The sequence below is a fragment of the Streptomyces sp. NPDC032126 genome, assembly GCF_055580085.1.
Map to the genome: position 1 here is coordinate 474,814 of NZ_JBVIMA010000002.1, position 25,113 is coordinate 499,926.

At 72.9% G+C, this 25,113-nt stretch carries 22 protein-coding genes; 12 read left to right on the forward strand and 10 right to left on the reverse strand.

Features of this window, described 5'->3' with window-relative positions:
- Positions 1-16: 16 nt before the first annotated feature.
- Positions 17-811, reverse strand: a complete 795-nt coding sequence (locus tag ACZ5NW_RS10675) for a PspA/IM30 family protein (RefSeq protein WP_468743434.1) — start codon at positions 809-811, stop codon at positions 17-19.
- 243 nt (positions 812-1,054) lie between these two features.
- Here ACZ5NW_RS10675 and ACZ5NW_RS10680 point away from each other — a divergent pair, with 243 nt between their 5' ends.
- The 3 genes from ACZ5NW_RS10680 (at position 1,055) to ACZ5NW_RS10690 (ending at position 3,606) form a co-directional block, all read left to right on the forward strand.
- A complete protein-coding gene (locus tag ACZ5NW_RS10680) occupies positions 1,055-1,681 on the forward strand; it encodes a DUF3043 domain-containing protein (RefSeq protein ID WP_468743435.1) in 627 nt (208 codons plus the stop codon).
- Positions 1,682-1,764: 83 nt separating this feature from the next.
- A complete protein-coding gene (locus tag ACZ5NW_RS10685; protein ID WP_468743436.1) occupies positions 1,765-2,466 on the forward strand; it encodes a methyltransferase domain-containing protein in 702 nt (233 codons plus the stop codon).
- Positions 2,467-2,523: 57 nt separating this feature from the next.
- Positions 2,524-3,606, forward strand: a complete 1,083-nt coding sequence (locus ACZ5NW_RS10690) for a S1C family serine protease (protein ID WP_468743437.1) — start codon at positions 2,524-2,526, stop codon at positions 3,604-3,606.
- Between the two features lie 78 nt (positions 3,607-3,684).
- On the opposite strand, the gene ACZ5NW_RS10695 is transcribed toward ACZ5NW_RS10690, so the two are convergent.
- Positions 3,685-3,897: a hypothetical protein gene (locus tag ACZ5NW_RS10695; protein ID WP_468743438.1), complete on the reverse strand. Its 213-nt coding sequence runs from the start codon at positions 3,895-3,897 to the stop codon at positions 3,685-3,687.
- A gap of 150 nt (positions 3,898-4,047) precedes the next feature.
- Between ACZ5NW_RS10695 and ACZ5NW_RS10700 the strand changes: the two genes are divergently transcribed.
- On the forward strand, positions 4,048-5,256 hold the full coding sequence (locus ACZ5NW_RS10700) for a bifunctional adenosylcobinamide kinase/adenosylcobinamide-phosphate guanylyltransferase (protein WP_468743439.1): 1,209 nt from the start codon (positions 4,048-4,050) through the stop codon (positions 5,254-5,256).
- Between the two features lie 44 nt (positions 5,257-5,300).
- Here the strand turns inward: ACZ5NW_RS10700 and ACZ5NW_RS10705 are convergent, their stop codons facing one another.
- Complete coding sequence (locus ACZ5NW_RS10705) at positions 5,301-6,077, reverse strand: class I SAM-dependent methyltransferase (RefSeq protein ID WP_468743440.1); 777 nt, start codon at positions 6,075-6,077, stop codon at positions 5,301-5,303.
- A 179-nt stretch (positions 6,078-6,256) separates the two neighbouring features.
- On the opposite strand from ACZ5NW_RS10705, the gene cobT reads away from it, so the two are divergent.
- From cobT to ACZ5NW_RS10720, 3 genes are all read left to right on the forward strand, one after another.
- A complete protein-coding gene (cobT, locus tag ACZ5NW_RS10710; protein WP_468743441.1) occupies positions 6,257-7,312 on the forward strand; it encodes a nicotinate-nucleotide--dimethylbenzimidazole phosphoribosyltransferase in 1,056 nt (351 codons plus the stop codon).
- A gap of 73 nt (positions 7,313-7,385) precedes the next feature.
- Positions 7,386-9,134, forward strand: coding sequence for a phosphatidylglycerol lysyltransferase domain-containing protein (locus ACZ5NW_RS10715; RefSeq protein WP_468743442.1), 1,749 nt, complete (start codon positions 7,386-7,388; stop codon positions 9,132-9,134).
- Positions 9,131-9,871: a hypothetical protein gene (locus tag ACZ5NW_RS10720; protein WP_468743443.1), complete on the forward strand. Its 741-nt coding sequence runs from the start codon at positions 9,131-9,133 to the stop codon at positions 9,869-9,871. Before ACZ5NW_RS10715 ends, ACZ5NW_RS10720 begins: the two co-directional genes overlap by 4 nt.
- On the opposite strand, the gene ACZ5NW_RS10725 is transcribed toward ACZ5NW_RS10720, so the two are convergent.
- The gene (locus ACZ5NW_RS10725) at positions 9,775-10,539 is read right to left on the reverse strand and encodes a hypothetical protein (protein ID WP_468743444.1); all 765 of its coding nucleotides are present in this window, start codon (positions 10,537-10,539) and stop codon (positions 9,775-9,777) included. The two genes, ACZ5NW_RS10720 and ACZ5NW_RS10725, sit on opposite strands and share 97 nt — an antisense overlap.
- Before the next feature lie 92 nt (positions 10,540-10,631).
- Here ACZ5NW_RS10725 and ACZ5NW_RS10730 point away from each other — a divergent pair, with 92 nt between their 5' ends.
- Positions 10,632-11,426 (forward strand): adenosylcobinamide-GDP ribazoletransferase, encoded by a 795-nt coding sequence (locus tag ACZ5NW_RS10730; protein WP_468743445.1) that lies wholly within the window; start codon positions 10,632-10,634, stop codon positions 11,424-11,426.
- A 27-nt stretch (positions 11,427-11,453) separates the two neighbouring features.
- Here ACZ5NW_RS10730 and ACZ5NW_RS10735 read toward each other — a convergent pair whose 3' ends face one another.
- The 5 genes from ACZ5NW_RS10735 to ACZ5NW_RS10755 all read right to left on the reverse strand — a co-directional run bounded on the left by ACZ5NW_RS10735 (position 11,454) and on the right by ACZ5NW_RS10755 (position 18,018).
- Positions 11,454-12,275, reverse strand: a complete 822-nt coding sequence (locus ACZ5NW_RS10735) for an endo alpha-1,4 polygalactosaminidase (RefSeq protein WP_468743446.1) — start codon at positions 12,273-12,275, stop codon at positions 11,454-11,456.
- Positions 12,272-12,916 carry a spherulation-specific family 4 protein gene (locus tag ACZ5NW_RS10740; RefSeq protein ID WP_468743447.1) on the reverse strand — a complete coding sequence of 215 codons (645 nt, stop codon included), beginning with the start codon at positions 12,914-12,916 and terminating at the stop codon, positions 12,272-12,274. Before ACZ5NW_RS10740 ends, ACZ5NW_RS10735 begins: the two co-directional genes overlap by 4 nt.
- A gap of 25 nt (positions 12,917-12,941) precedes the next feature.
- Positions 12,942-14,405 carry a hypothetical protein gene (locus ACZ5NW_RS10745; RefSeq protein ID WP_468743448.1) on the reverse strand — a complete coding sequence of 488 codons (1,464 nt, stop codon included), beginning with the start codon at positions 14,403-14,405 and terminating at the stop codon, positions 12,942-12,944.
- A complete protein-coding gene (gene pelF, locus ACZ5NW_RS10750) occupies positions 14,402-15,919 on the reverse strand; it encodes a GT4 family glycosyltransferase PelF (RefSeq protein WP_468743449.1) in 1,518 nt (505 codons plus the stop codon). Before pelF ends, ACZ5NW_RS10745 begins: the two co-directional genes overlap by 4 nt.
- A gap of 122 nt (positions 15,920-16,041) precedes the next feature.
- Positions 16,042-18,018: a hypothetical protein gene (locus ACZ5NW_RS10755; protein WP_468743450.1), complete on the reverse strand. Its 1,977-nt coding sequence runs from the start codon at positions 18,016-18,018 to the stop codon at positions 16,042-16,044.
- A 413-nt stretch (positions 18,019-18,431) separates the two neighbouring features.
- On the opposite strand from ACZ5NW_RS10755, the gene ACZ5NW_RS10760 reads away from it, so the two are divergent.
- The 3 genes from ACZ5NW_RS10760 to sucB all read left to right on the forward strand — a co-directional run bounded on the left by ACZ5NW_RS10760 (position 18,432) and on the right by sucB (position 23,442).
- The gene (locus ACZ5NW_RS10760) at positions 18,432-19,958 is read left to right on the forward strand and encodes a leucyl aminopeptidase (protein ID WP_468743451.1); all 1,527 of its coding nucleotides are present in this window, start codon (positions 18,432-18,434) and stop codon (positions 19,956-19,958) included.
- A gap of 283 nt (positions 19,959-20,241) precedes the next feature.
- Positions 20,242-21,630, forward strand: coding sequence for a dihydrolipoyl dehydrogenase (gene lpdA, locus ACZ5NW_RS10765; protein ID WP_468743452.1), 1,389 nt, complete (start codon positions 20,242-20,244; stop codon positions 21,628-21,630).
- A 60-nt stretch (positions 21,631-21,690) separates the two neighbouring features.
- Entirely contained in the window at positions 21,691-23,442 is a 1,752-nt protein-coding gene (gene sucB / locus ACZ5NW_RS10770; RefSeq protein WP_468743453.1) for a 2-oxoglutarate dehydrogenase, E2 component, dihydrolipoamide succinyltransferase, read from the forward strand.
- A 54-nt stretch (positions 23,443-23,496) separates the two neighbouring features.
- Here the strand turns inward: sucB and ACZ5NW_RS10775 are convergent, their stop codons facing one another.
- Positions 23,497-24,195, reverse strand: a complete 699-nt coding sequence (locus ACZ5NW_RS10775; protein WP_468743454.1) for a hypothetical protein — start codon at positions 24,193-24,195, stop codon at positions 23,497-23,499.
- 259 nt (positions 24,196-24,454) lie between these two features.
- Between ACZ5NW_RS10775 and ACZ5NW_RS10780 the strand changes: the two genes are divergently transcribed.
- Positions 24,455-25,087 carry a GntR family transcriptional regulator gene (locus ACZ5NW_RS10780; RefSeq protein ID WP_468743455.1) on the forward strand — a complete coding sequence of 211 codons (633 nt, stop codon included), beginning with the start codon at positions 24,455-24,457 and terminating at the stop codon, positions 25,085-25,087.
- The last annotated feature ends 26 nt before the right edge of the window (positions 25,088-25,113 follow it).

The following is a 25,113-nucleotide window of genomic DNA, read 5'->3' on the forward strand; positions in this document are numbered from 1 at the left end:
CTCCTCGGCGTGGGCCCTACTGCTTGTCGAAGCGCGGGGTGTCCTGCGGCTGCTGCTGGGACTGCTGCTGACCGCTGCCGCCCTCGATGGCCTGCCGGTCCGAGGAGCCCCCGGCCAGCTCGGCCTTCATGCGCTGCAGTTCCAGCTCTACATCCGTACCACCCGAGAGCCGGTCCAGCTCGGCCTGGATGTCGTCCTTGTGCATGCCGGAGGGGTCGTCGAGAGCGCCGGAGGCGAGCAGTTCGTCGATCGCGCCGGCCCGGGCCTGGAGCTGGGCGGTCTTGTCCTCGGCGCGCTGGATGGCCAGGCCGACGTCGCCCATCTCCTCGGAGATGCCGGTGAACGCCTCGCCGATGCGGGTCTGGGCCTGGGCCGCGGTGTAGGTGGCCTTGATGGTCTCCTTCTTCGTACGGAAGGCGTCCACCTTGGCCTGGAGGCGCTGCGCCGCCAGGGTGAGCTTCTCCTCCTCGCCCTGGAGCGTGGCGTGCTGGGTCTCCAGGTCGGTCACCTGCTGCTGGAGCGCGGCCTTGCGCGACAGCGCCTCACGGGCCAGGTCCTCGCGGCCCAGCGCGAGCGCCTTGCGGCCCTGGTCCTCCAGCTTGGACGACTGCTGCTGGAGTTGGTTGAGCTGGAGTTCCAGGCGCTTGCGGCTGGTCGCGACGTCGGCGACGCCGCGGCGGACCTTCTGGAGCAGTTCCAGCTGCTTCTGGTACGAGTAATCGAGGGTTTCGCGCGGGTCCTCGGCCCGGTCAAGGGCCTTGTTCGCCTTCGCGCGGAAGATCATCCCCATACGCTTCATGACACCGCTCATGGGCTTCGCGCGCCCCCTTCTGACGGACTCCAGCTCCAGCTCTGCGACAGAACCCACAGTACGGGCCCTGCCTCCATTGACGCACTGTTCGGGGACGGATGCGCTCATCCCCAAGGACGACTGCGGTACCGGTCGCTCCGGCGTGAGGAGTAGGTGGTCCCCCGTGGCCCCCTCTGTCCCTGTCCCCTCTGTCCCTTTACGACGTCCGGCGTTGCCGGATCGTTCCCGGCCGGGCTGGGGTCCATGCCCGGGGAGCGCTTACCCTTGGTTTTTGTGTTCCGTAGCCGTGCCAAGGAAGAGAAGGGCCTCGCCGACAAGGCGCAGGTGACCGACTCCAAGCAGACCCGTGACCCGCAGGCCCCCAAGGGCCGGCCGACGCCCAAGCGCAGCGAGGCCCAGTCCCAGCGCCGCAGCGTCGCCAGTACGCCTGTGACGCGCAAGGACGCCGCCAAGCGGCAGCGCGACGAGCGCCGTGCCCAGTTGGAGCGGCAGCGCCAGGCGCTCGCCGGCGGCGACGAGCGGTACCTCCCGGCCCGTGACAAGGGCCCGGTCCGCAAGTTCGCGCGGGACTTCGTCGACTCGCGTTTCAACGTGGCGGAGTTCTTCCTGCCGATGGCCGTGGTCATCCTGGTGCTGAGCGTGATCCGGGTGGGCGCGCTGCAGAGCATCGCGCTGCTGCTGTGGCTCGTGGTGATCGTCCTCATCGTGCTGGACTCCGTGCTCAGCGCCTTCCGGCTGCGCAAGCGGCTCGCGGAGCGCTTCCCCGACGAGAACCGGCGGGGCGCGGTGGCCTACGCGCTCATGCGCTCCCTGCAGATGCGCCGGCTCCGGCTGCCCAAGCCGCTGGTCAAGCGCGGAGAGCGGCCCTGAGTACGACTTCTTTCTCCGGGGGCGCGGCGAAGGCCTGGCTGAGCAAGCTGGGCGGGCTGCGGGATGTCGTACGACAGGAGCTGGTGGCCCGGCAGCTCGACGAGCAGATAGTGGGGCGGTTCCCGGTTGGGCAGCGGCTGCGGGTGCTCGACGTGGGGATGGGCCAGGGCACGCAGGCGCTGCGGCTGGCCCGGCTCGGCCACCAGGTGACCGGGCTCGAACAGGACCCGACGATGATCGCCACGGCCCGCGAGGCGCTGTGCGGGGAGCCCGAGGGCATCCGGGAGCGGATGCGGATCATCGAGGGCGACGGCCGGGACACGGGCGTGCACTTCCTGCCGGGCAGCTTCGACGTGGTGCTCTGCCACGGCGTACTGATGTACGTCGAGGAGCCGGACGCCCTGCTGGCGGGGCTGGCCCGGGTGCTCGCCCCCGGGGGGCTGCTGTCGCTGCTCGTACGCAACGGCGACGCGCTGGCCATGCGGCCGGGGCTGTCCGGTGACTGGGCGGGCGCGCTCGGCGGCTTCGACACCGTCGCCTACCGCAACCGGCTGGGGCTCGACGTACGGGCGGACCGGCTGGCCGCGCTGACCGGCACCCTGGCCGGCATCGGCGCGCCGCTGCACGCCTGGTACGGCGTGCGGGTGTTCACGGACACGGTGGCGGACGACGCGGAGCCCCCGGCGGACCTGGAGACCCTGCTGGCGGTGGAGGAGCGGGCGGGCCGGACGGACCCGTACCGGGGCGTGGCGGCTCTGCTGCATCTGTGCGGGGTGCGGGGGTAGGACCTTTCGGGGGAACAGCGCGGGCCGGGGTGGCGGGGGGACGTGAGACTCGGGGGCATGGACGCTCTCCGTACCCTCCGGCCGGTCCTGGCGGTCACCTCGCTCATGTGCTCCCTCGCCCTGGTGTCCGGCTGCACGGATTCCGGTTCCTCGGGTGAGAAGGAGAAGCCGACCACCCAGGCCGCGCAGGCCGCCCAGGCCCAGCCCGTCGCCAAGGCCGGCGTCGACCTTCAGGACGCCTACCAGAGGGTGATCAAGGCGGCCCTGCCGTCGGTCGTCCAGGTCCAGTCCGGCGACGAACTCGGGTCCGGGGTGGTGTACGACGCCAAGGGGCACATCGTCACCAACGCGCATGTCGTCGGTGACCGGAAGACCTTCCAGGTGACGACCGCCAACAGCCATGCCCCGCTGGCGGCGACGCTCGTCTACGCCTACCCCGAGCAGGACCTCGCCGTCATCAAGCTCGACAAGGTGCCGGCTCGGACCAGACCCGCGTCCTTCGCCGACTCCGCCAAGGTCGAGCCCGGGCAGATCGTGCTGGCCATGGGCTCGCCGCTGGGGCTGTCGTCGAGCGTGACGCAGGGCATCGTCTCGGCGACCGGACGGACCGTCAGCGAGGGCGGCACGGACGGCGGTACGGGCGCGACGATCCCGAACATGGTGCAGACGTCCGCGGCCATCAACCCGGGCAACAGCGGGGGCGCGCTGGTCGATCTGGAAGGTCAGGTCATCGGCGTCCCGACGCTCGCGGCGATCGACCCCGGCTTCGGGAACGCGGCGCCGGGCATCGGGTTCGCGATCCCCGCCTCGACGGTGAAGACGATCGCGGACCAGATCGTGAAGAACGGCAGGGTCACCGACTCGGGCCGGGCGGCGCTGGGCATCGTCGGGCGGACGGTCGTGGACGACCGGTACCGGGCCGCCGGGGTCGCGGTGGTCGAGGTGACCGACGGGGGCGCCGCCGACAAGGCCGGTATCCGGGCCGGGGACGTCATCACCCGTCTGGGTGACACCGACATCACCACGGCCCCCTCACTCTCGGAGGCGCTGGCCGCGGAGAAACCCGGGCAGAAGACGAAGGTGACGTTCACTCGGAACGGTGAGGAGCAGACCGTCGAGGTGACGCTCGGCACGCAGTAGGCGCGTCGCGGCGTGCGGGGCGGGCGAGGGCGGCCGGGGTGGCGGCGCCCTCGCCTCGGTGGCGCAGGTGACCGGGGGTCAGGCGCCGTCGGCGTGCAGGCTCATCGGGCCGTAGATCTCCGTGGTGTCCTCGAAGAGCCGGACCTGGTCCGCGCCGCCCGCCAGCAGGGCCTTCCAGTTCTCACCGATCCACGACTCGGCGTCCCCCTGCGTGGTGAACTCCTCCGGCTGCACCGCGGGCTGGACCTCCGTCCCGTCGGCCTTCTCGAACCGCCACGTCCATGCCGCCATGTGCGCCTCCCTATGTTGATCAGGCTCCCCGCAGGGTATGCGCTCCGCCGGGTGTGCCGTTAGAGGGCTACGGCTCCGCGCCTCCGGTGGCTTACGCCCCTTGGGGCCGCCCATGGGGCAGCGACCGGTCGGGCGGGGGAAAATCTTGGTGTGGAAGTGACTTTGCTTGGTACCGGCGGGCCCGCGGGGCTGCCCCGGCCCGACTGCCCCTGTGCCGTGTGTGCCACCTCGCTCGGGGGTGACGCGCGGGCCGCCACCGCGCTGCTCGTGGACGGGGCGGTGCTGCTGGATCTGACGCCGGGGGCCGCCTTCGCCGCCGCGCGGGCCGGGCGTTCGCTGGGGGGTGTGCAGCAGGTGCTGTTGTCGCATCCGCACGACGGGCCCGCCGTGGAGGTTCCGGCGGGGCTGCCGCAGCCGGGGCGGGTGCCGGACGGGCGGGAGTTGGCGCTGCTGACGGGGCATCGGGTCCGGGCGGTGGCGATGGACGCGGGCGGCACCGGGTACGCGGTGAGCGGGCCGGACGGGCAGCGGCTGCTGTATCTGCCGCCGAGCGGCTCACCGGCCGGGCTGGAGGAGGGCACGGGACCGGCCGAGCGCTACGACATGGTGCTCGTGGATGTCGTGGGGCGGCCGGACGCGCTGGCGAGGCTGCGGGCGGTGGGTGCCGTGGGGCCGACGACGGATGTCATCGCCGTCCATCTCGACCACGACGTGCCGCCCGGGACGGAGTTGCGGCGGCGGCTGGCGGCGGCCGGGGCACGGGCGGTGGCGGACGGGGAGACGCTGATGGTGGGCGTGTACGAGGACGTACCGGATGTGCCGCGGCGGACGCTGGTGCTCGGCGGGGCGCGGTCGGGGAAGTCGGTGGAGGCCGAGCGGAGGCTGGAGTCGTTCCCGGATGTGCTGTACGTGGCGACCGGGGGTGCGCGGGGCGGGGACACCGAGTGGGCGGCACGGGTGGCGGCGCACCGGGAGCGGCGGCCGGGGTCGTGGCGGACGGCGGAGACGTGCGATCTGGTGCCGCTGCTGGAGGAGGACGGGGCGCCGCTGCTGATCGACTGTCTGTCGCTGTGGCTGACGGACGCGATGGACTCCGCCGGGGCGTGGGACGACGCGGTGTGGGCGGACGGGGGCGAGCGGGCGCTGCGTTCGCGGGTGGGTGAGCTGGTGGAGGCGGTGCGGGGAGCCCGGCGGACGGTGGTGCTGGTGTCGAACGAGGTGGGGTCGGGCATCGTGCCGGCCACGGCCTCCGGGCGGCGGTACCGGGACGAGCTGGGGCGGTTGAACGCGGCGGTGGCGGGTGAGTGCGAGCAGGTGGTGCTGGTGGTGGCGGGGCAGGCGGTGGTGCTGCGGGGGTGAGCGGCCGGGGCCCGCGACTTCGGCGGGTTCCGGGGAGAGAGGGCCTAGCTCGGCGCCTCTTTTCTGGCGATCACCCGGTAGCTGTTCGAGAGCCCCCGGTGGTCGTCGCTGCCCACGATCGCGCAGTGCAGGGAGCGCAGTTCCGCGCAGAGATTGGGCAGCGGGATCAGGTGGAGGTGGCGGGGCTGGTCGTAGTGGGGCCATCTGCGGCCGAGCAGTCGCGCCGGGGCGCTTCTCGGGTTGGGGAGCTGGACGAGGAGGTGGCCGCCGGTGCGCAGGGTCCCCAGGGCCGCCCGGAGGGACGCGCGGGGGTCGGGTGTGTGTTCCAGGTGGTGCAGCATGCTGACGACGTCGTAGCGGGCGCGCAGCCGGGAGGCCAGCCCGGGGTCCGTCAGGTCGCCCACGTGGGCCTCGTCCAGCCGCTCCTCGTCCCTCGCCCGCACCACTCTCGGCGTCACGTCGACCCCGTCGAACGCCGTGTAGGCGAAGAGTTCCCTCGCCGCCTCGGGGAACCGCGCGTCCCCCGTCCCCACGTCCAGCCAGCTCTCCGGCTCCCCCAGCGGCAGCATCAGCCGGGCCGTCCCCCGCAGTCGCCGGCGGGCCGCGCTCGCGTCCGGCTCCGCCGGGTACAGCGCGAGGCCCTCCGGTGTCAGCCGGGGGTTCTGGAAGGTGTGCGCGCACTCCTCGCACGCGTCGAGCGTGAAGGCGCCGGGGCGGCCCGGGTGCCGGAGATCGGGCGTGCGCAGCAGCGTGCGCAGGCGGGTGGAGCCGCACCAGGGGCAGTCGTCGCGGCGCGGGTCGTGGATGGGCCGTGGGGGCATGGGCGGCTCCCGGTGAGGACGTGTCGGGCGGGACGGCGTGACGGGCGTACGCAATCCACAGCAAAACGGAACGTATGGGATCACGATCTTGGGTGCAATGACACTGCGGGGGTGTGGTGGCGCTGTGCCGCCCCCCGTTCGATCCGAACCGTTCGATCAGTGCCGGTACTGTTCGGCGAATGAGCTCGCTTAATCTCGACGACTTCACCGATCTGATCGAGCGCCCCGACGGCGGGGTGCGCCGCGACGCGGAAGCGCGCCGCGAGCGTCAGATCGTGCCGCCCGGGTCGCTGGGCCGGCTGGACGACCTGGGTGAGTGGCTGGCCGCGGCGCAGGGGTCCGTACCCGTACGGCCGATCGAGCGGCCGCGTCTCGTGCTGTTCGCCGGGGATCACGGCGTCGCCGGGCTCGATGTCTCCGCGCGGGCCGCGGGGACCGCCGCGGAGCTGGTGCGGGACGTCCTGGAGGGCGGCCGGCCGGTCGCGGTGCTGGCGCGGCGGCTCGGGGTGCCGGTGCGGGTCGTGGACATGGCGCTGGACTGCGAGCCGGAGGCCTTCCCGGAGGACGTCGTACGGCACCGGGTGCGGCGCGGCAGCGGGCGGATCGAAGTCGAGGACGCGCTCACCCTGGAGGAGGCCGAGGCGGCGTTCCGGGCGGGGATGGCGGTGGCCAACGAGGAGGCCGACTCCGGTACGGATCTGGTCGTCCTCGGCGATGTGAGCGTCGGCGGGACCACGGCGGCGGGTGTGCTGGTCGCCGCGCTGTGCGGGACCGACGCGTCCGTGGTGACCGGGCGGGGCGGGCTGGCGATCGACGACCTGGCGTGGATGCGCAAGTGCGCGGCGATCCGTGACGCGCTGCGGCGGGCGCGGCCGGTGCTCGGGGACCAGTTGCAGTTGCTGGCGACCGTGGGCGGGGCGGATCTGGCCGCCATGACGGGGTTTCTGCTGCAGTGCGCGGTGCGGAAGTTGCCGGTGGTGCTGGACGGGGTCGTGACGGCCGCGTGCGCGCTGGTGGGGCAGCGGATCGCCTTCCGGGCGCCGGACTGGTGGCTGGCCGGGCACCGGAGCGGGGAGCCGGGGCAGGCCAAGGCGCTGGACCGGATGGCCCTGGAGCCGCTGCTGGACCAGGGTGTGAAGGTCGGGGAGGGGGCGGGCGCGCTGCTGGCGCTGCCGCTGGTGCAGGCCGCTGCCGCGCTGGCCGCCGAGTTGCCGGAGAGCGAAGAGAAGCCGTAAAGATGACCGGCAAGAGGAGAACGGCGGCGACAAAGAAGGGTTCGGGGGAATTCGGCCCATATGATCGCCCGTCATGGGAGATCTCCGTGCCCCTCGGCCCGTCGCCCGCCGTGCTGCCGTTCTTGTCGTCTGGTATCTGCGTGGCGTCGCCTTCGTCAACTTCCTCAGTGCGGTGTGGGTCTCCCTCGGGCAGGACGTGCGGCGGCACAACCAGGAGAACCTGTTCACCCCGTATCTGCTGACGGCGGGCTTCGCCTCGGGCGTCTTCGCCGCCTTCCTGGCCGTCACCATGCGGCGGCGCAAGCGGGCCGCGTGGATCCTCAACCTCGGGCTGAGCGGCGCCTTCCTGGGCCTGTTCGCCGTCGCCATGGCCTTCCCGGAGATCCGGCGCTCCCCGCAGAACTGGATCTCCCTCGCCCTGACCGCCGCCTTCGTCGCCGCGCTGCTCGTCGGCCGCGGCGCCTTCTACGCCAAGGGCGACCGCGCCAACCCCAAGCTCGCGGCGGCCGTCGGCACCGGCGGGTTCCTCGGCGCCTCGCTGCTCGCCGCGCTGCTGGTCAGCCTCACCAACCAGGCACCGGACGCGGCCCGTTCGACGTTCGCGGGGCGCTGGTGGTACGGCACCCTGCGGCTGGTCTCGGTCGCCGCCGACGAGCAGCGCTTCCCCGGGATCGCCCCGCCCACCTGGGTCGACGTGGCCATCAACGTGCTCAGCACGGCGCTCGTCCTCGCCGTCCTGTACGCCGCGTTCCGCTCCCGCCGCGCCGTCGATCCGCTCACCCACGAGGACGAGAAGCGGCTGCGGGAGCTGCTGGAGCGGCACGGCGACCGGGACTCGCTCGGCTACTTCGCCCTGCGGCGCGAGAAGAGCGTCGTGTGGTCCCCGACCGGGAAGGCCGCCGTCGCCTACCGGGTCGTCGGGGGCGTCTCGCTGGCCTCCGGGGATCCGCTCGGCGACCCGGAGGCCTGGCCCGGGGCCATCGAGCCCTGGCTCGGCGAGGCGCGGGCCCACGGCTGGATCCCGGCCGTGATGGGCGCGAGCGAGGAGGCGGGGACCGTCTACGCCCGGCACGGCCTGGACGCGCTCGAACTCGGTGACGAGGCGATCGTGGAGGTCGCCGAGTTCACCCTGGAGGGGCGGGCGATGCGGACCGTGCGGCAGGCGTACAACCGGGTGCGGCGGGCCGGGTACACCGTGCGGATCCGGCGGCACGAGGACATCCCGGCCGACGAGATGGCGTATCTCGTGCGGCGCGCCGACGACTGGCGGGACGGGGCCACCGAGCGCGGTTTCAGCATGGCGCTGGGGCGGCTCGGGGACCCGGAGGACGGGCGCTGCGTGATGATCGAGTGCGCGGGCCCCGACGGCGACCTGAGAGCACTGCTCTCCTTCGTGCCGTGGGGGCCGGCCGGGCTCTCCCTGGATCTGATGCGGCGCGACCGCGAGTCCGACAACGGGCTGATGGAGTTCATGGTCATCGAGCTGCTGCGGCGGGCCGGGGACCTCGGGATCACCCAGGTGTCGCTGAACTTCGCGATGTTCCGCTCGGTCTTCGAGCGGGGCGCTCGGCTCGGCGCCGGGCCGGTGCTGCGGCTGTGGCGGTCGCTGCTCAGCTTCTTCTCCCGCTGGTGGCAGATCGAGTCGCTGTACCGCGCGAACGCCAAGTACCGGCCCGTCTGGGAGCCCCGTTTCCTGCTGTTCGAGAAGAGCGCGGACCTGCCGCGGATCGGTCTGGCGTCGGCCCGGGCGGAGGGCTTCCTGGAACCGCCGGCGCTGCCCTCGGGACCGTACCTCCGTCGGCGCGGCGGCGCGCGCGGATGAGACGGTCCGCCCGCTGGGCCCGCGCCGAATGGGGGCCGCTGTACGTCGCCGTGCGCGGGCCGCTGGTGCGCCGGCGGTGGCGGGCGGTCCCGATGACGCTGACGGCGGTGGGCCTGACCGGGCTCGTCCAGCTGACGCAGAACCAGTCCTGGGGCTACCGGCTGGTGCACGACGCCGGGGCCGTACGGGCCGCGGATCCGCTGTGGCTGGCGCTGCTGCGCACCCCGCTGTCCCTCTTCGTGCCCGCCCTCGACCTGCCGGTGTGGGGCGCGCTGGCGCAGATCCTGCTGGTGTTCGGGATCGCGGAGATCTGTCTGGGCCCGTGGCGCACCCTCGTCATCGCCTACGTCGCGACGCTCGCCGGCACCCTGTACGCGCGCGTGGGCGTCGCGCTGGGCCCGGGTTCGCCGCTGGGGCTGCCCGCCGCCGAGTCGCTGGTGGTGGACACCGGGCCGTCCGCGGCGGTGGTCGGGCTGGCCGTCTTCGCCGGGCTGCGCTTCCGGGCGTACGCCACCGTGGGCGCGGTGGTGCTGGCGATAGTCGCGGAGGTCGCGGTGAAGCCGAATCTCGCGGGCAAGGAGCATCTCGCGGCGATCGCGGCGGTGCTGGTGCTGAGCGCGGCGTCCGGGGCGCGGCGCCGTCACTTGCGGTCGGGGGTGCGATCGGGGGCGGGATCGGGCCGGCCGCCGAGCCAGTCCTCCAGCATGCGGCGGGGGCGGGCCCAGCGGCGGTCGTGACGGTAGGCGCGCAGTCCGGCGCGGGCGCGGGCACGTGGGCGGCGGCGGTAGAAGCGCCGGGCCCAGAGGGAGTCGGGGCGGGCCAGACGGATGGCGCCGACCACCGCGATGAGGGGGACGATGACCCCGAAGACCGCCGTGCGCACCTTGCCCTTGAAGAGGGCGACGAGGGAGAAGAGGAAGTTCGTCCCCACGGAGGCGACGGCGGTGCCGCGGTTCTGGAGCTCGTCGTCGGAGAGGTCGTTGACGCCGAACGGGGAGAAGCCGGACAGGAGCAGGCCGACCAGGGCGGCGGTGAGCACGACCGCCTCGACGCTCTTGCGGCCCTCCTCGCTCCAGTACACGTCGTCGAGGTGGAGGATCAGCGCGAACTCGTCCAGGACGAGCCCGGCGCCGATGCCGAAGATCACCGCACACAGGGCGGCACCGAAGCCGTAGCGGCTGCTGGCGACCGCGCCGAAGCCGCCGACGACGGTGAGGACGACGCCGGGGACGACATGGTGGATGTGCAGTTCGCCCGACTGGACGTTGCCGAAGGGGCCCTTGCCCGCGCGGATGAGGCGGGTGATGAGCCGGGTGACGAGGAAGGTCACGACGAAGGCCGTGAGGGCGAGCAGCAGCGGGAGCTTGCCCGGTTCGATCACGTTCCGCTGCAACCAATGTCCCATAAGCGCACTTTATCCCCGCTCTGCTCAGGTGCCCCACCGGGCGCCTGCCACCCTGCTCGGGTGCCTCGCGGGGCGCCGGATACCCTGCGCCGGTGACCGAGACCCCGACGACCTCGCGCCTCGACGGCCTCCGTTTCGCCTTCGGCACCCTGAGCGTGCTGCCCGTCCGGGTGCACCGCTGGGACCGGGAGGCCGCGCGCGGGGGCATGCTGAGCGCCCCGGCGGTCGGCCTGGTCGTCGGCGGCTGCGCCGCCGCGCTCGGGTCGGCGCTGCTCGCCCTCGGCTCCGGCGCGGCGCTCGCCGCCGTCGCCTCCGTCGCGGTACCGGCCGCGCTGACCCGGGGGCTGCACCTCGACGGGCTCGCCGACACCGCCGACGGCCTCGGCAGCGGCAAACCGGCCGAGGACGCGCTGCGCATCATGAAGCAGTCGGACATCGGCCCGTTCGGGGTCCTCACCCTGGTCCTGGTACTGCTCGCCCAGGCGGCGGCCCTGGCGCGGCTCTACGACGACTCGTGGGCGCGGGGCGCGGCCGCCGCCGTCGCCTCGGCGGTCGCGGCCCGGCTGGCACTCACGCTCGCCGCCCGTGACGGGGTGCCGGCCGCCCGGCCCGAGGGGCTGGGGGCGGCGGTGGCCGGAGTCGTGCCGGTGCGGGGCGCGGTGGGCGCGGCGGCCGGGGTCGTCCTGCTGTCGGCCGCGTGGGGCGCGCTCCTCGGGCCGGACGACGCGGTGCGTACGGCCGTCTCGGTGACGCTGGCGCTCGCCGCCGCCGAACTGCTGCTGCGGCGCTGTGTCCGCCGCTTCGGCGGGGTCACCGGGGACGTCTTCGGCGGGCTGGCCGAGACGGCGGCGACTGTCGCCCTCGTGGCGCTGACGCTCGGCCCCTGATGCCGTGGGCGCGTGTGTGGGCGCGTCTCAGCAGGAGCGGCGCCATGCCCCCAGTTCGTACTTCTTCTCCAGCGAACTGAGCTTCAGCCGACGGGAGTCGGCGCAGAAGCGGCTGGTGGGGAGCTCGTACTCGACGTGGAAGACGGCCTTGCCCGCCGTGATGAAGGGGGTCAGGTCCGCGCACTCGCCGTACTGGGCGCACTGCTCGTTGACCGCGAAGTCGAAGTCCCCGACCAGCTGCGGGATCTGGTCCAGGTCGTTCTTCAGGCCCACCGCCATGCCCCGGTCGTGGGCCAGCCGGGCGATCAGGCGGTTGTAGCGGAGCTGGTCGGCGGCCTCGATCGGGAAGCCCGTGTCGTTGAGATAGCCGTCCATGTTGTCCGGCTCGACCGCGTCGAAGCCCTTCGCGCGACACATGTCGAGACGCTTCTCCATCAGGGGCCGCAGGACATCGGTGCGGCGGATGTCGAGCCAGCGCTCGCCCTCCCAGCCGTTGCCCTTGCCCAGCACCGACGCGGGGAACTTCTTCGCGTCGGGGCGCCAGTCCTCGTAGGCGCCGGTGGAGAGGTAGCAGATGACCTTGCGGCCGTCGCCGTGCAGGGCGGAGACGGTGGCCTTGCTCTGGTCGAAGCCGTCGATGTCGTAGACCGGCACGTCGACGGAGGTGTCGACGCGGCCGCTGAGCTGCCACTGCCAGGGCGTGCCGGGGCGCGGCTGCCAGCGGGCGGCCGGTGCGCCGTGGGGCTCGGCGGGCGTCCCGTCGTCCTTGCCGTCGGGGTCACCGGACGTGCCGGAGCAGCCCGCCAGCAGCAGGACGAGGAAGGACAGCAGCAGGATCGGGCGTCTCACGGGACGGACTCCAGGGTGTGCGGCAACGTACCCCAAGGATGATCTCCCGAACCCGGCACCGCACAGTGCAGTTCGGCGCCGCGGGCCCGGGCCAGGGCCGCGCAGTCGGCGCCGGGCGGCACCCCGTGCACCAGGTGGCAGACGAGCGCGCCGGGGACGCGGGGGCCCGGCGGTCCGGTGCGGTACGTCGTCCAGGAGCCCTCGAAGGTCACCAGGACGTCGGCGATACGGGCGTAGGACGGGTGGGGTGTCGTGCCGTGGTTGAGGGCGAGGGTGGTGCAGCCGGCGCCGCGGGCGGCGCGGGCCAGGGCGCGGTAGTGCGGCAGCGCGTCGGGGCTCGCGGCCACCTGGTCGAAGAAGGCGCCGTCGGTGCCGTACCAGGCGTGGTGGCGGTCGAGGTCCTCCGCGATGTCGGCGGGCGGGCGCCGGCCGTACGCGGTGTCGGTGTAGCCGTACACGTGCGCGCCCGCCGCCCGCAGCCGCTCCGCGACGTCGGCGAAGGCCGGGTCGGGTGCCTCTCCGGGCCCGCTGGCCGGGTTGAGGACCACGCCGTGCAGGCCGGGCGCGGCCGCGAGGATCGCCGCCCACTCGGCGGGACGGACGGCGGGGTGCTCGTAGTACGGGATCAGCAGCCTGCTCATCGGTGTGTGGCTCTCCATCGGTCCGTCATCGGTGCGCGGTCGCCCTTCCCAGGAGGGTGCAGACCAGGACCGCCTGGGCCAGGGCCGTCACGCCGTAGACCGTGGCCGCCGTGGGGTGGGGGGACAGCCGGGCCGCCAGGGCCGCCGTCTGGGCCAGGGCGGCCAGGCAGCAGACCGCGGCCGCGCCGAGGACCGCGCCGAAGGACTGCAGCAGCAGACCGGTCCACAGCACCACGCCCAGCAGGAGCAGTCCGGCGAGCCGCACCCCGGTCAGGCCCGGGGAGCGCGGCCACAGGGCGGCGGCGGTCAGGCCCAGGGCGAGCAGGACCAGCAGATAGCCGCCGAGGCACTCCACCAGGGTGCGGGCCGTCGTCCGCCGGAAGGCGCGCGGGCTGTCGGTGGCGCGCAGCCCGGCCAGGCTGCCGCTGCGGAAGCGGTACAGCAGCCATTCGGCGGGTCCCATGCTGAGGGTGAGCGCCACGCCGACAGCGGCGGAGAGCGGGCCGTGCTCCTCCCCCACCAGGAGGTCCCCGAGGGCCGCGTACAGCACGAGGACTCCGCTGCCGAGGCCGAACAGGGCGTAGGGCAGGGTCGCGGTCAGCCAGGGGGTGCCGGAGCGGTCCCGGGTGAACAGCCCCCGCAACTCCGCGAGCGTCGGCCGCACTTCGAGCAGGCCGAGGAGCATCACCGCGGCCAGCGAGCCCAGCAGCAGGACGAGGCGCAGCGGGTGCGGGACGGGGTGGGCCAGGGAGAGCATCGCGCCGGCCGCCATCGGGGTGAGGGCCGCCAGCAGGGCCCGTTCGCGGCCCATCACCAGCAGGGCTGTGGACGCGCCGAGGTAGCAGGACTGGCCGGTGGCGAAGGCGAGGGCCGCCGGCTGGGCGGGGCCGGTCGCGGCGAGGGCGACGAGGGAGCCGAGCAGGGCGCCCGCCGGCGCGCCGATCAGGAGACAGCGGCGGGCGGCGGCCCGGTCGCCCAGCCCGAGCCAGGCGTACGCCCGGTGCGACAGCCCCTGGTTCCAGGTCCAGCCGCACAGCGCCGCCGCGAGCAGCGGGACCGTGCCGGCCGGCAGCCCGAAGTCGTCCTTCGGGCCCATGAGGTAGGGCCCGCCGAGGACGTATCCGAAGCCGGGGAGGGCGAAGACGAGGCCGCGCAGGAGGCAGCCGAGCAGGCCGGCCCGCCAGGGGTCGTGGGGCGGGTCGTCGGGGTCGGGATGGCGGCGCGGGACGCGTTCGTAGAGCTCCTCGGCGAGCGAGAAGGAGTTCTTCACGCCGTAGCGCTCACGGATCTGGTCGTCGGACAGTCCGTCGGACTCCAGCAGGGCGGCGACCTCGTCGGGGTGGACGGCGGCGGCCACGAAGTCGGCCATCCGCTCGGCGAGTTCGTCGATCGGGTCGGCCTCGGCCGGGCCGGGCTCGGTGCGCTGGCGCGGGATGACGGGCAGGGGCGTGGGACGGGCGCCCGGGGGCAGCCACAGGGAGCCGCTCACCAGCCGGCGCCGTCCGTCGCGACGGCGGCGTACCAGGGGTCGCGCAGTTCGGCGGTCCAGTCGACGACCGTCTCGACCGTGGGCTCGTAGACCTCGGGGAGGCCGGCCAACTCCTGGTAGATCGTGCGGAAGTTGTCCACGGAACGCTTGAGCGTGAAGCGGTCGATGACCCGCTGGCGGGACAACGCCCCCAGTTCGAGGCGGCGTTCGTCGTCCTTGAGGAGGGTGAGCGCGGCGGCGGCCATCTTCTCCGGCTCGCGCGGCGGTACGACCAGGCCGGTGTCGCCGACCGCCTCGCGCACGCCGCCGACGTCGGTGGAGACGGTGGTACGGCCGCAGGACATGGCCTCGATGATCGAGAAGGGGAAGCCCTCGGAGATGGACGAGAGCATGACGACATGGCCGGCCGCGTAGGCGCGCCAGACCTCGCTGATGCGGCCCTCGAAGGTGAGGCCGTCGGCGATGCCGAGTTCGGCGGCGAGCTTCTCCAGCCGGGTCAGGTACTCCTCGCCGCCGGGCGGGACCGGGCCGAACAGCCGGAGCCTGGTCTCGGGGAGTTCGGCGCGGACCAGGGCGTAGGCGCGCAGCAGGGTCTCCAGGTCCTTGATGGGGTCGACGCGGCCGCACCAGCTGAGGGTGGGGACCTCCGGTTCGGGTCCCGCGTGCGGGAAGGCGTGCGGGTCGACGCCGTTGTAGACCGTGCGGATCCGGTCGGGGTCGGCGCCGCCGCGCTCCTCCCAGCGGCGGTTGTACTGGTTGCACGGTGTGATCAGGTCCGCGGACCGGTAGCCGAGCGAGTTCAGCTCACGGTAGAAGGCCAGCATGAACGCCTTCAACGGCCAGCGCTGGGCGCCCTGCCGGTAGCCGAGATAGCGCTCGCGCAGATAGATGCCGTGCTCGGTGAGGAGGAAGGGCACGCCCTCGAAGTGGCGGGCGGCGAGCGCGGGGAGGGTGGCGAGGCCGCTGCTGACGGCGTGCGCGACCGAGTCCTCCGGGATGCGGGTGCCGAGCGGGCGCAGGGCGTGTTCGAGGAGGTCGGTGGCGGTGAGGGCGTCGTGCACGGTGGGGCGGGCGGCGGCCGTCGGCAGATGCGGCATCGTCCAGATCCACATCAGGGAGCGCAGCGCCGTCTCGGTGCGCAGGGCCGCCGGCAGGATTCCGTCGCGGGCGAGTTCGGCCAGCTCGTACAGGGCGGTGCCGAAGTCGCAGGACGCCTCGGGGTCGAGGAAGGCGAGCAGGAACCTCTCGTAGGAATCGGTGAAGCGGCGGCGGGCGCGGCCGTAGGGGGCGCGCCGGCGGCCGGGGCGGGGGCCCCAGGTGGGCACGGACGTGTGCCGGTGGACGTTCGGCGGCAGCTCCCAGGTCACGGGTTCGCGGCCGGTGCCGGTGAGCGAGACGATGTGGAAGGCGACCTCCGGCATGCCCTTGACGAGCTGGTCGCACCAGGTGCTGACGCCGCCGTGGACGTGCGGATAGGTGCCTTCGGTGAGCATGGTGACGTTACGGCCACGCATCGCTGCGCGACTCCCCCCTGTTTGTGCGGATCGTGTGCGGGGAACTGCGGCCCGTCGCCCGGCTGCGGGTCGTGGTGGGCTGGTCGCGCAGTTCCCCGCGCCCCTTGGCGGCTGCGCCGCCTTTACGGCAGCTTCAGCGTGACCGAGGTCTGGAGTGCGCTCGGCGTGGTCCACGCCGTGCGTTCGCCTGCGTACGGGGTGCCGAAGGTGCTGCTGCCCAGCAGGAGTTGCTTCTTGGTGCCCTCCGGGGCCGTCACCGGGATCTGGGTGCCGTTCGGGGCCGTGATCGTGACCGTGTTGCCGATCCGGTAGGCCGTCACCTTGTTGGCCGCGATCGCGGCCTGCCAGGCGGCGCGGTTCTTCAGCTCGGCGCCGATCGCGCTCTGTCGCGCGTTCTCCAGCGGGGTGTTGTCGGCGAACAGGGCCCGGTAGTCGGCGAGCACCTTGTCCAGGACCGGGTACAGGATCCGGTCCTCGGCCAGGTTGGACTGGTGCGCGTAGTGCGGGCGGGGGTCGCCGGAGAGGGCGTGGCCGAGGGCGGTGCGGGCCTCCTGGGGGACGATGTGGTCGTCGTATCCGGTGGCCGTGTCCAGGGGGGAGATGCAGGTCGACGTCGGGTTGTTCTCGCAGACGCCGCTGCCGCCGTCGGCCCGCGCGGTGTAGATCCAGTTGTACTCGTCGGCCATCTCGGCCTTGGTGCCGACGTTGTAGTACACGTTCATCGGGTAGCGCGGCACGGTCAACGCCTTGCCGACGGCCCGCTGTTCGGGTTCGCGGGAGTTGTCCGAGCCGGTCCACTTGACGCCGTTGTCGGCGAGGGCGCCGGCCAGGTTCGGGTTGTCGTCGGGCTGCTGGGGGAGCGTCCGCAGGCCCGAGTGCTCGCCGGTGACGAGTTCGGTGCGGTCGAGCGGGAGGCCCTTGCCGGTCCCCCAGTCGCGGTTGTCGCGGATCTGCGCGGAGATCTCCGAGCGGCTCATGTACTGCGTGGTGCCGTCGGGGTTCTTGGCGCAGCTCCACGGCACGGTGGAGGTGTCCTGCACACAGCCGAGGAAGGCGTGGGTGTAGGTGTGGTTGACCCAGCGGTACCGGTCCTTGTCGGCGACGAGCCGGTCGGCGAGCGCGTCGCTGCCGCCGTGCTCGCTCTTCCACTCCTCGCCGGAGCCCGCGTTGTAGACCATGTCGAGGGTGAAGCCGTGCTCGGCCTGCCACTGGGCGGCGTAGGCCGCGTCCTCGGCGGTCATCCGGATGGGGGTGGTGCCCTCGCCGTCGCCGCCCACGCAGTCGAAGTCGCCGGGCGTGCAGTCGCGCGCGGTGTCCCAGCGGGCGTCGGGCGCGAACACGTCGTCGACGTGGACCTCGAAGTAGTTGCGCAGCTGACCGAGGTGGACGCCCTGGGTGAGCCACTCGACGATGCCGCGGGCGAGCAGCCGGAACTGCTGCTGGTACTGGTTGTAGGCGAAGGTGATCACCAGTTCGCGGCGCCCGTCGTGGGCGTACTCGCCGACCAGGCTGCCGGTCGCGCCGTTCACGGACACGTCGACGTAGCTGGTGAAGCCCGCGCGGGGCGCGGCCACATAGCCGTAACTCTCCGCCACCGAAGCGGCGTTGTCCTCGAAGGCGAACGCGCCGTCGAGATAGCCGAAGCGGCCCGTCCGGCCGGCCGTGGTGACGGACGCCTGCTGCCCGTCGAGCGTGCCGGAGTACGCGCTGTACTCCAGGCCGACCTCCGGGTGCGCCCAGGTGTAGGCGTCGACCTGCGGGATGCCGTACGTCTTCTCGTACGTCTCCAGCGCGCTCTGCTCGGCCGAACCCGCCCCGAACGGCGCCTCGTTCGGCAGGACGACGCCCTGGAACCTCGCCCGCGGGACGCCGTTGACGGTGTCGCTCAGGAAGGCCGCGTCGATCGTCGGCCGGCCGGCGTCGCCGAGGTTCACGGTCGTGTACGGGATGCCGGTGTTCCTCAGTTGGGCGGTGATCGCCTGGACCGGGCTGTCCCCGTTGTCCACGACCAGCACCCGCAGGTCGATGCGCGGCTCCCCGGCCGCCGAGGCACCCGGTGCCCCCACCCCCAGCACGGTCAGCCCGGTCGCCGCCGCCACCGCGGCGGCACTTCTCCATCGATGCGCACGCTGCGCCAAAGTGGTCCCTCCCCCAGAAATGGATCCGTACGCGCGGTGTCCGCAGGCGGCCGCGACGCGGCAGATCCGTGGAAATCATGCGAAGCGGTGAGCCGACGGCTTCACCGAACCCGACGAGTGTGACCCACCTCATCGAATGCGAGGATCCAGATGTGGCCACGACGCCACCGACAGGTGAACACTCGCAGGCATGAGCGAACGCACACGCGCGCGTACGCTCATGACGGGGCACCCCCTCATCGGTTCCGCCGCGCCGGTGAGGAGCACCCCGTGCGACCGCACCCTCGGCCCCGCTCTAGGGTCGGCTGTCGGGCCCGGTCGACCCACACAGTTCGGCCACAGCAACTTCACATCGGAAGCGAGATTTCACCACCGTGACTGCTCTCACTCTCAGCACCGCCGCGGCGCCCGGCCTCCGGGCCGACGCGATCGTGATCGGTGTCGCCAAGGGCGCGAAGGGCCTGGTCGCAGCACCGGGCGCCGAGGCCGTGGACAAGGCCTACGACGGACGGCTCGCCGGCGTTCTGGAGACTCTCGGCGCATCGGGCGCCGAGGGCGAGGTGACGAAGCTGCCCGCGCCGGCCGGCTTCAAGGCGCCGCTCGTGGTGGCGGTGGGTCTGGGCGGCGAACCCGAGAAGGACGCGGGTTACGACGCCGAGGCCCTGCGCAAGGCGGCCGGTGTGGCCGCCCGCGCGCTCGCCGGCTCCAAGAAGGCCGGCTACGCCCTGCCGCTCGCCGACGCCGGCGATGTCGGCGCGGTCGCCGAGGGCATCCTGCTCGGGGCGTACGCCTTCGACACCTACAAGGACAGCGCCAAGGACGCGAAGGCCAAGAACGGCAAGGCGCCGCTCGGCGAGGCCGCGCTGCTCGGCGGCAAGCCGCGCGACGCCGCCCACAAGGCCGCGCTGGCCCGCGCCACCGCCGTCGCCGAGGAGCTCAACCGGGCCCGCGACCTGATCAACACCCCGCCGAACGACCTCGACCCCGCCGCGTTCGCGTCGATCGTCCAGGCGGCCGGCAAGGAGCACGGCCTCAAGGTGCAGGTGCTCGACGAGAAGGCGCTGACCAAGGGCGGCTACGGCGGCATCCTGGGCGTCGGCGGCGGCTCGGCTGCGGCGCCGCGCCTGGTGAAGCTGTCGTACACGCACGCGAAGGCGCAGAAGCACCTCGCGTTCGTCGGCAAGGGCATCACCTACGACTCGGGCGGCATCTCGCTGAAGCCGGCCGGCCACAACGAGACGATGAAGTGCGACATGAGCGGCGCGGCCGCCGTGTTCGCCGCCGTCGTCGCCGCGGCCCGCCTCGGCCTGGAGGTGAACGTCACCGGCTGGCTGGCGCTCGCCGAGAACATGCCGTCGGGCTCCGCGGTCCGTCCGGGTGACGTGCTGCGCATGTACAGCGGCAAGACCGTGGAGGTGCTCAACACCGACGCGGAGGGCCGGCTCGTGCTGGCCGACGCGCTGTGGGCGGCGTCCCTGGAGAAGCCGGACGCGATCGTGGACGTGGCGACGCTCACCGGGGCGATGGTGCTGGCGCTGGGCAGCCGGACGTTCGGCGTCATGGGCAACGACGACGCGTTCCGCTCCGCGATCGTGGAGGCGGCCGAGGAGGTGGGTGAGCCGTCGTGGCCCATGCCGCTGCCGGAGCACCTGCGCAAGGGCATGGACTCGCCGACCGCCGATCTCGCGAACATGGGTGAGCGGATGGGTGGCGGGCTGGTCGCCGGGCTCTTCCTGAAGGAGTTCGTGGGCGAGGGGATCACCTGGGCGCACCTGGACATCGCGGGGCCGGCGTTCAACGAGGGCGGGGCCTTCGGGTACACGCCGAAGGGCGGTACCGGGTCGGGCGTCCGTACGCTTGTTCGGCTCGCCGAGCTGACCGCCGCGGGTGATCTGGGCTGATGTCCGCCCACTGAGTGGGGTGCATCCGTCGTACGGCGGGTTCAGGGGCGTGGGGCTGGTCGCGCAGTTCCCCGCGCCCCTTTCCGGCTGGCGTTGCCTACCAGGCTTACGTGTGTCGTCTCACACCCCGGCCCCGTGACTCGTACGGGCTCGACAAGTGCGAAGATGGGGCTCGGCAGGACAGGGCCCCCACCACAGGGCCGAAGCAAAAGAGCGGCCGGACACCAGCCGCCGCCCGGTCACCGACGACCGGCGTACGGCGCACATGCATGGAGGACGTGACGTGGCGAACGACGCCAGCACCGTTTTCGACCTAGTGATCCTCGGCGGTGGTAGCGGTGGTTACGCCGCGGCCCTGCGCGGGGCGCAGCTGGGCCTGGACGTCGCCCTGATCGAGAAGGACAAGGTCGGCGGCACCTGCCTGCACCGGGGTTGCATCCCCACCAAGGCCCTGCTCCACGCGGGCGAGATCGCCGACCAGGCTCGCGAGGCCGACCAGTTCGGTGTCCTGACCTCGTTCCAGGGCATCGACATCGCCGGCGTGCACAAGTACAAGGACGAGGTCATCTCGGGCCTGTACAAGGGCCTGCAGGGCCTCGTCGCCTCCCGCAAGGTGACGTACATCCAGGGTGAGGGCCGGCTGTCCTCCCCGACCTCGGTGGACGTGAACGGCCAGCGTGTCCAGGGCCGCCACGTCCTGCTGGCGACCGGCTCCGTGCCGAAGTCGCTGCCGGGCCTGGAGATCGACGGCGACCGGATCATCTCCTCCGACCACGCCCTCGTCCTGGACCGCGTGCCCAAGTCCGCGATCATCCTCGGCGGCGGTGTCATCGGCGTCGAGTTCGCCTCGGCGTGGAAGTCCTTCGGCGCCGACGTCACGGTCATCGAGGGCCTGAAGCACCTCGTCCCGGTCGAGGACGAGAACTCCTCCAAGCTTCTTGAGCGCGCCTTCCGCAAGCGCGGCATCAAGTTCAACCTGGGCACCTTCTTCTCCAAGGCCGAGTACACGGCCGACGGTGTCAAGGTCACCCTCGCCGACGGCAAGGAGTTCGAGGCCGAGGTCCTGCTCGTCGCCGTCGGCCGCGGCCCCGTCTCCGCCGGCCTCGGCTACGAGGAGCAGGGCGTCGCGATGGACCGCGGCTACGTCCTCGTCGACGAGTACATGCGGACGAACGTGCCCACCATCTCCGCCGTCGGCGACCTGGTCCCGACGCTCCAGCTCGCGCACGTCGGCTTCGCCGAGGGCATCCTGGTGGCGGAGCGGCTGGCCGGTCTGAAGACCGTCCCGATCGACTACGACGGTGTCCCGCGGGTGACGTACTGCCACCCGGAGGTCGCCTCCGTGGGCATCACCGAGGCCAAGGCCAAGGAGATCTACGGCGCGGACAAGGTCGTCGCTCTGAAGTACAACCTTGCGGGCAACGGCAAGAGCAAGATCCTCAAGACCGCGGGCGAGATCAAGCTCGTCCAGGTCAAGGACGGTGCCGTGGTCGGCGTCCACATGGTCGGCGACCGCATGGGCGAGCAGGTCGGCGAGGCCCAGCTGATCTACAACTGGGAGGCGCTGCCGGCCGAGGTCGCCCAGCTCATCCACGCCCACCCGACGCAGAACGAGGCGCTCGGCGAGGCCCACCTGGCCCTGGCCGGCAAGCCGCTCCACGCGCACGACTGACCCTCGGTCGAAGCACGCGACGACACAGACTTCCGTAATTCGTAAGGAGCAACCGAAACCATGGCGGTTTCCGTAACCCTTCCGGCGCTCGGCGAGAGCGTCACCGAGGGCACTGTCACCCGCTGGCTGAAGGCCGAGGGCGAGCGCGTCGAGGCCGACGAGCCGCTGCTCGAGGTCTCCACCGACAAGGTCGACACCGAGATCCCCTCCCCCGCCGCCGGCATCCTCGCCTCGATCAAGGTCGCCGAGGACGAGACGGTCGAGGTCGGCGCCGAGCTGGCCCTCATCGACGACGGCACGGGCGCGCCCGCTGCCGCTCCGGCTCCGGCCGCCGAGCCCGCCGCGGCCCCGGCCGCTCCGGCTCCGGTCGCCCAGCCCTCCACCGAGCAGGCCGCTCCCGCCCCGGCGCCCACCGCCGAGGCCGCCGCAGGCGCCGGCTCCGCCGAGGGCACGGACGTGGTCCTGCCCGCGCTCGGTGAGTCCGTCACCGAGGGCACCGTCACCCGCTGGCTGAAGTCGGTCGGCGACTCCGTCGAGGCCGACGAGCCGCTGCTCGAGGTCTCCACCGACAAGGTCGACACCGAGATCCCGGCGCCCGCCTCCGGCGTGCTCCTGGAGATCGTGGTCGGCGAGGACGAGACCGCCGAGGTCGGCGCCAAGCTCGCCGTCATCGGCGCCGCGGGTGCCGCTCCGGCGGCCGCCGCCCCCGCGGCCCCGGCCGCCCCGGCCCCGGCTCCGGCTCCGGCCGCCCCCGCGGCTCCGGCTGCCCCGGCTCCGGCCCCGGCCGCCCCGGTCGCCGCCGCTCCGGCCCCGGTCGCCCCGGCTCCGGTCGCGCCGGCTCCGGTCGCGCCGGCTCCGGTCGCCCAGGCCACCGACGAGGGCGCCTACGTCACCCCGCTGGTGCGCAAGCTCGCCGCCGAGAACGGCGTCGACCTGGCCGCCGTCAAGGGCACCGGCGTCGGCGGTCGTATCCGCAAGCAGGACGTCATGGCCGCCGCCGAGGCCGCCAAGGCCGCCGCCGCTGCTCCGGCCCCCGCCGCTGCCGCCCCGGCCGCCGCCAAGAAGGCCGCCCCGGCCCTGGAGGTCTCCCCGCTGCGCGGCCAGACCGTCAAGATGCCTCGCATCCGCAAGGTCATCGGCGACAACATGGTCAAGGCGCTGCAGGAGATGGCCCAGCTGTCGTCGGTCGTCGAGGTCGACGTCACCAAGCTGATGCGGCTGCGCGCCCAGGCGAAGGACTCCTTCGCCGCCCGTGAGGGCGTCAAGCTCTCCCCGATGCCGTTCTTCGTGAAGGCGGCGGCCCAGGCGCTGAAGGCCCACCCGGTCATCAACGCCAAGATCAACGAGGCCGAGGGCACGATCACCTACTTCGACACCGAGAACATCGGTATCGCGGTGGACTCCGAGAAGGGCCTGATGACCCCGGTCATCAAGGGCGCCGGCGACCTGAACATCGCCGGTATCGCCAAGGCCACCGCCGACCTGGCGGGCAAGGTCCGGGGCAACAAGATCACCCCGGACGAGCTGGCCGGCGCGACCTTCACGATCAGCAACACCGGTTCGCGCGGCGCGCTGTTCGACACGATCATCGTGCCGCCGGGCCAGGTCGCGATCCTCGGCATCGGTGCCACGGTCAAGCGCCCGGCCGTCATCGAGACGGAGGAGGGCACGGTCATCGGCGTCCGCGACATGACGTACCTGACCCTGTCCTACGACCACCGCCTGGTGGACGGCGCCGACGCCGCGCGGTACCTCACCGCGGTGAAGGCGATCCTGGAGGCGGGCGAGTTCGAGGTCGAGCTCGGTCTGTAAGACGCCTTGCGTACGGTGCCCCGTCCGGAGTCCTCCGGGCGGGGCACCGCTGTTTCAGCGTGGCGTCAGCTTCCGGTCGGACCAGGTCACCAGGGTCTCCACCCACACGTTCGGAATGGACAGGTGGAGCGCGGGCGCCAGGGGCCGCGTCCGGTACGCCCGCAGCACGTCGTACGTCGCGTCCAGGCAGTCCCGGGAGGTCAGCCGACCGGTCGTCGGGTCCACCCCGACGAGGAAACCGCGCCCCTCGACGGTGCGGATCATCGCGCGGGCGGCGGTGACGTCCCCGGTCGGGGACGGCGTGCAGCGGTAGCGGCTGTACGGATGCGTCGAGCCGCCGGGGACGGGGGTCCCGCCGCGCGCGTCGCGGGCCATGTCGCCGAGCATCCGGGCGTACGACCCCTGCGCGTGCCAGGCGCCGATGTCGCCGCCGGGCGGGGTGTAGAGCTTGCCGCTGGGGTTCTCGACGGCGCCGTAGACCCACTGGTCGGCGCCGGGGAGCCGGAAGCCCCAGCCGACGTGCCCCAGGCGCTGGGCGCCGTCCGGTTTGACGAAGACGCAGGCGGCGCCGGGCGAACCGGCGCCGGCCGCCATCGCGGTGATGCCGCTCGTCCGTGGCGCCGCGGAATCGCCGTTCGTCCGTGGCGCCGCGCTCGTCGGGGTCTGCTGGCACCCCGTCAGGGCGCCGATCGCGCCGATCACGGCCGCCGCGATCGCCAGGCCCGCTCCCGCTCGTCGTGTCCTGATGTCCATGCCGTCCCCCACTCGCCGGAACCCCGCTGCCGACGGCGACACGGATCGGCCGTACAGGGGTTCTGGCCGTGACACGGCGGTGACGGCTCCGGACGCGTTCCGGTACATGTCTTTACGGACCGCGCCCTGTTGTGAGCGTGTAAGCCTCGTCTCACCTGCGTGAAAGCGCCCCCGCGCGCCCCTCCCGCGCGGGGTGGCGGCCTTATTGTCTTTACGTCAAAGCCCTAGGGGCCGCCGGTGCCCGTCCAAAGGAGCCCGAATGACCGCGCCCGTCGTCCACTCGCTGCGCGAACAGATCCGCGAGCACATCGTGGAGGGGATCGTGAGCGGCCGCTGGAAGCCGGGCGAGCGGATCGTGGAGCGGCGTATCGCGACCGAGCTGGAGGTCAGCCAGACGCCGGTGCGGGAGGCGCTGCGTGAGCTGGAGTCGCTCCGGCTGATCGAGTCGGCGCCCAACAAGGGCGTACGGGTGCGGAATCTGACCGCGGCCGATCTGGAGGAGAGCTATCCGGTCCGGGCGGGTCTGGAGGCGATCGCGGCGGAGCTGGCGGCGGCCCGGCTGGCCGAGGACTGCTCGGCCCTGGAGCCGCATGTGGCCGCGCTGTACGAGGCGGACCGCGCCTCGGACGGCACGGCCCAGGTGCGGCACACGGTGGCCTTCCACCGCGAACTGGTGCGCGCGGCCGGCAACTCGGTGCTGCTGCACACCTGGGAGGGCCTGGGCATCGAGGTCTTCACGGCCCTGTCGATCCGCTGGCTGGGCACGGTGCAGCAGTCCTACGCGGAGGAGCACGAGGAGCTGGTGCAGGCGTTCCGCCGCCGGGATCCGCGGATCGCGGACCTGGTGAAGGCGCATGTGCTGGGATGCGCGCCGCGACACGAGGGCGAGTGAGCGGGCTCTCGCTCAAACGCCGTCCG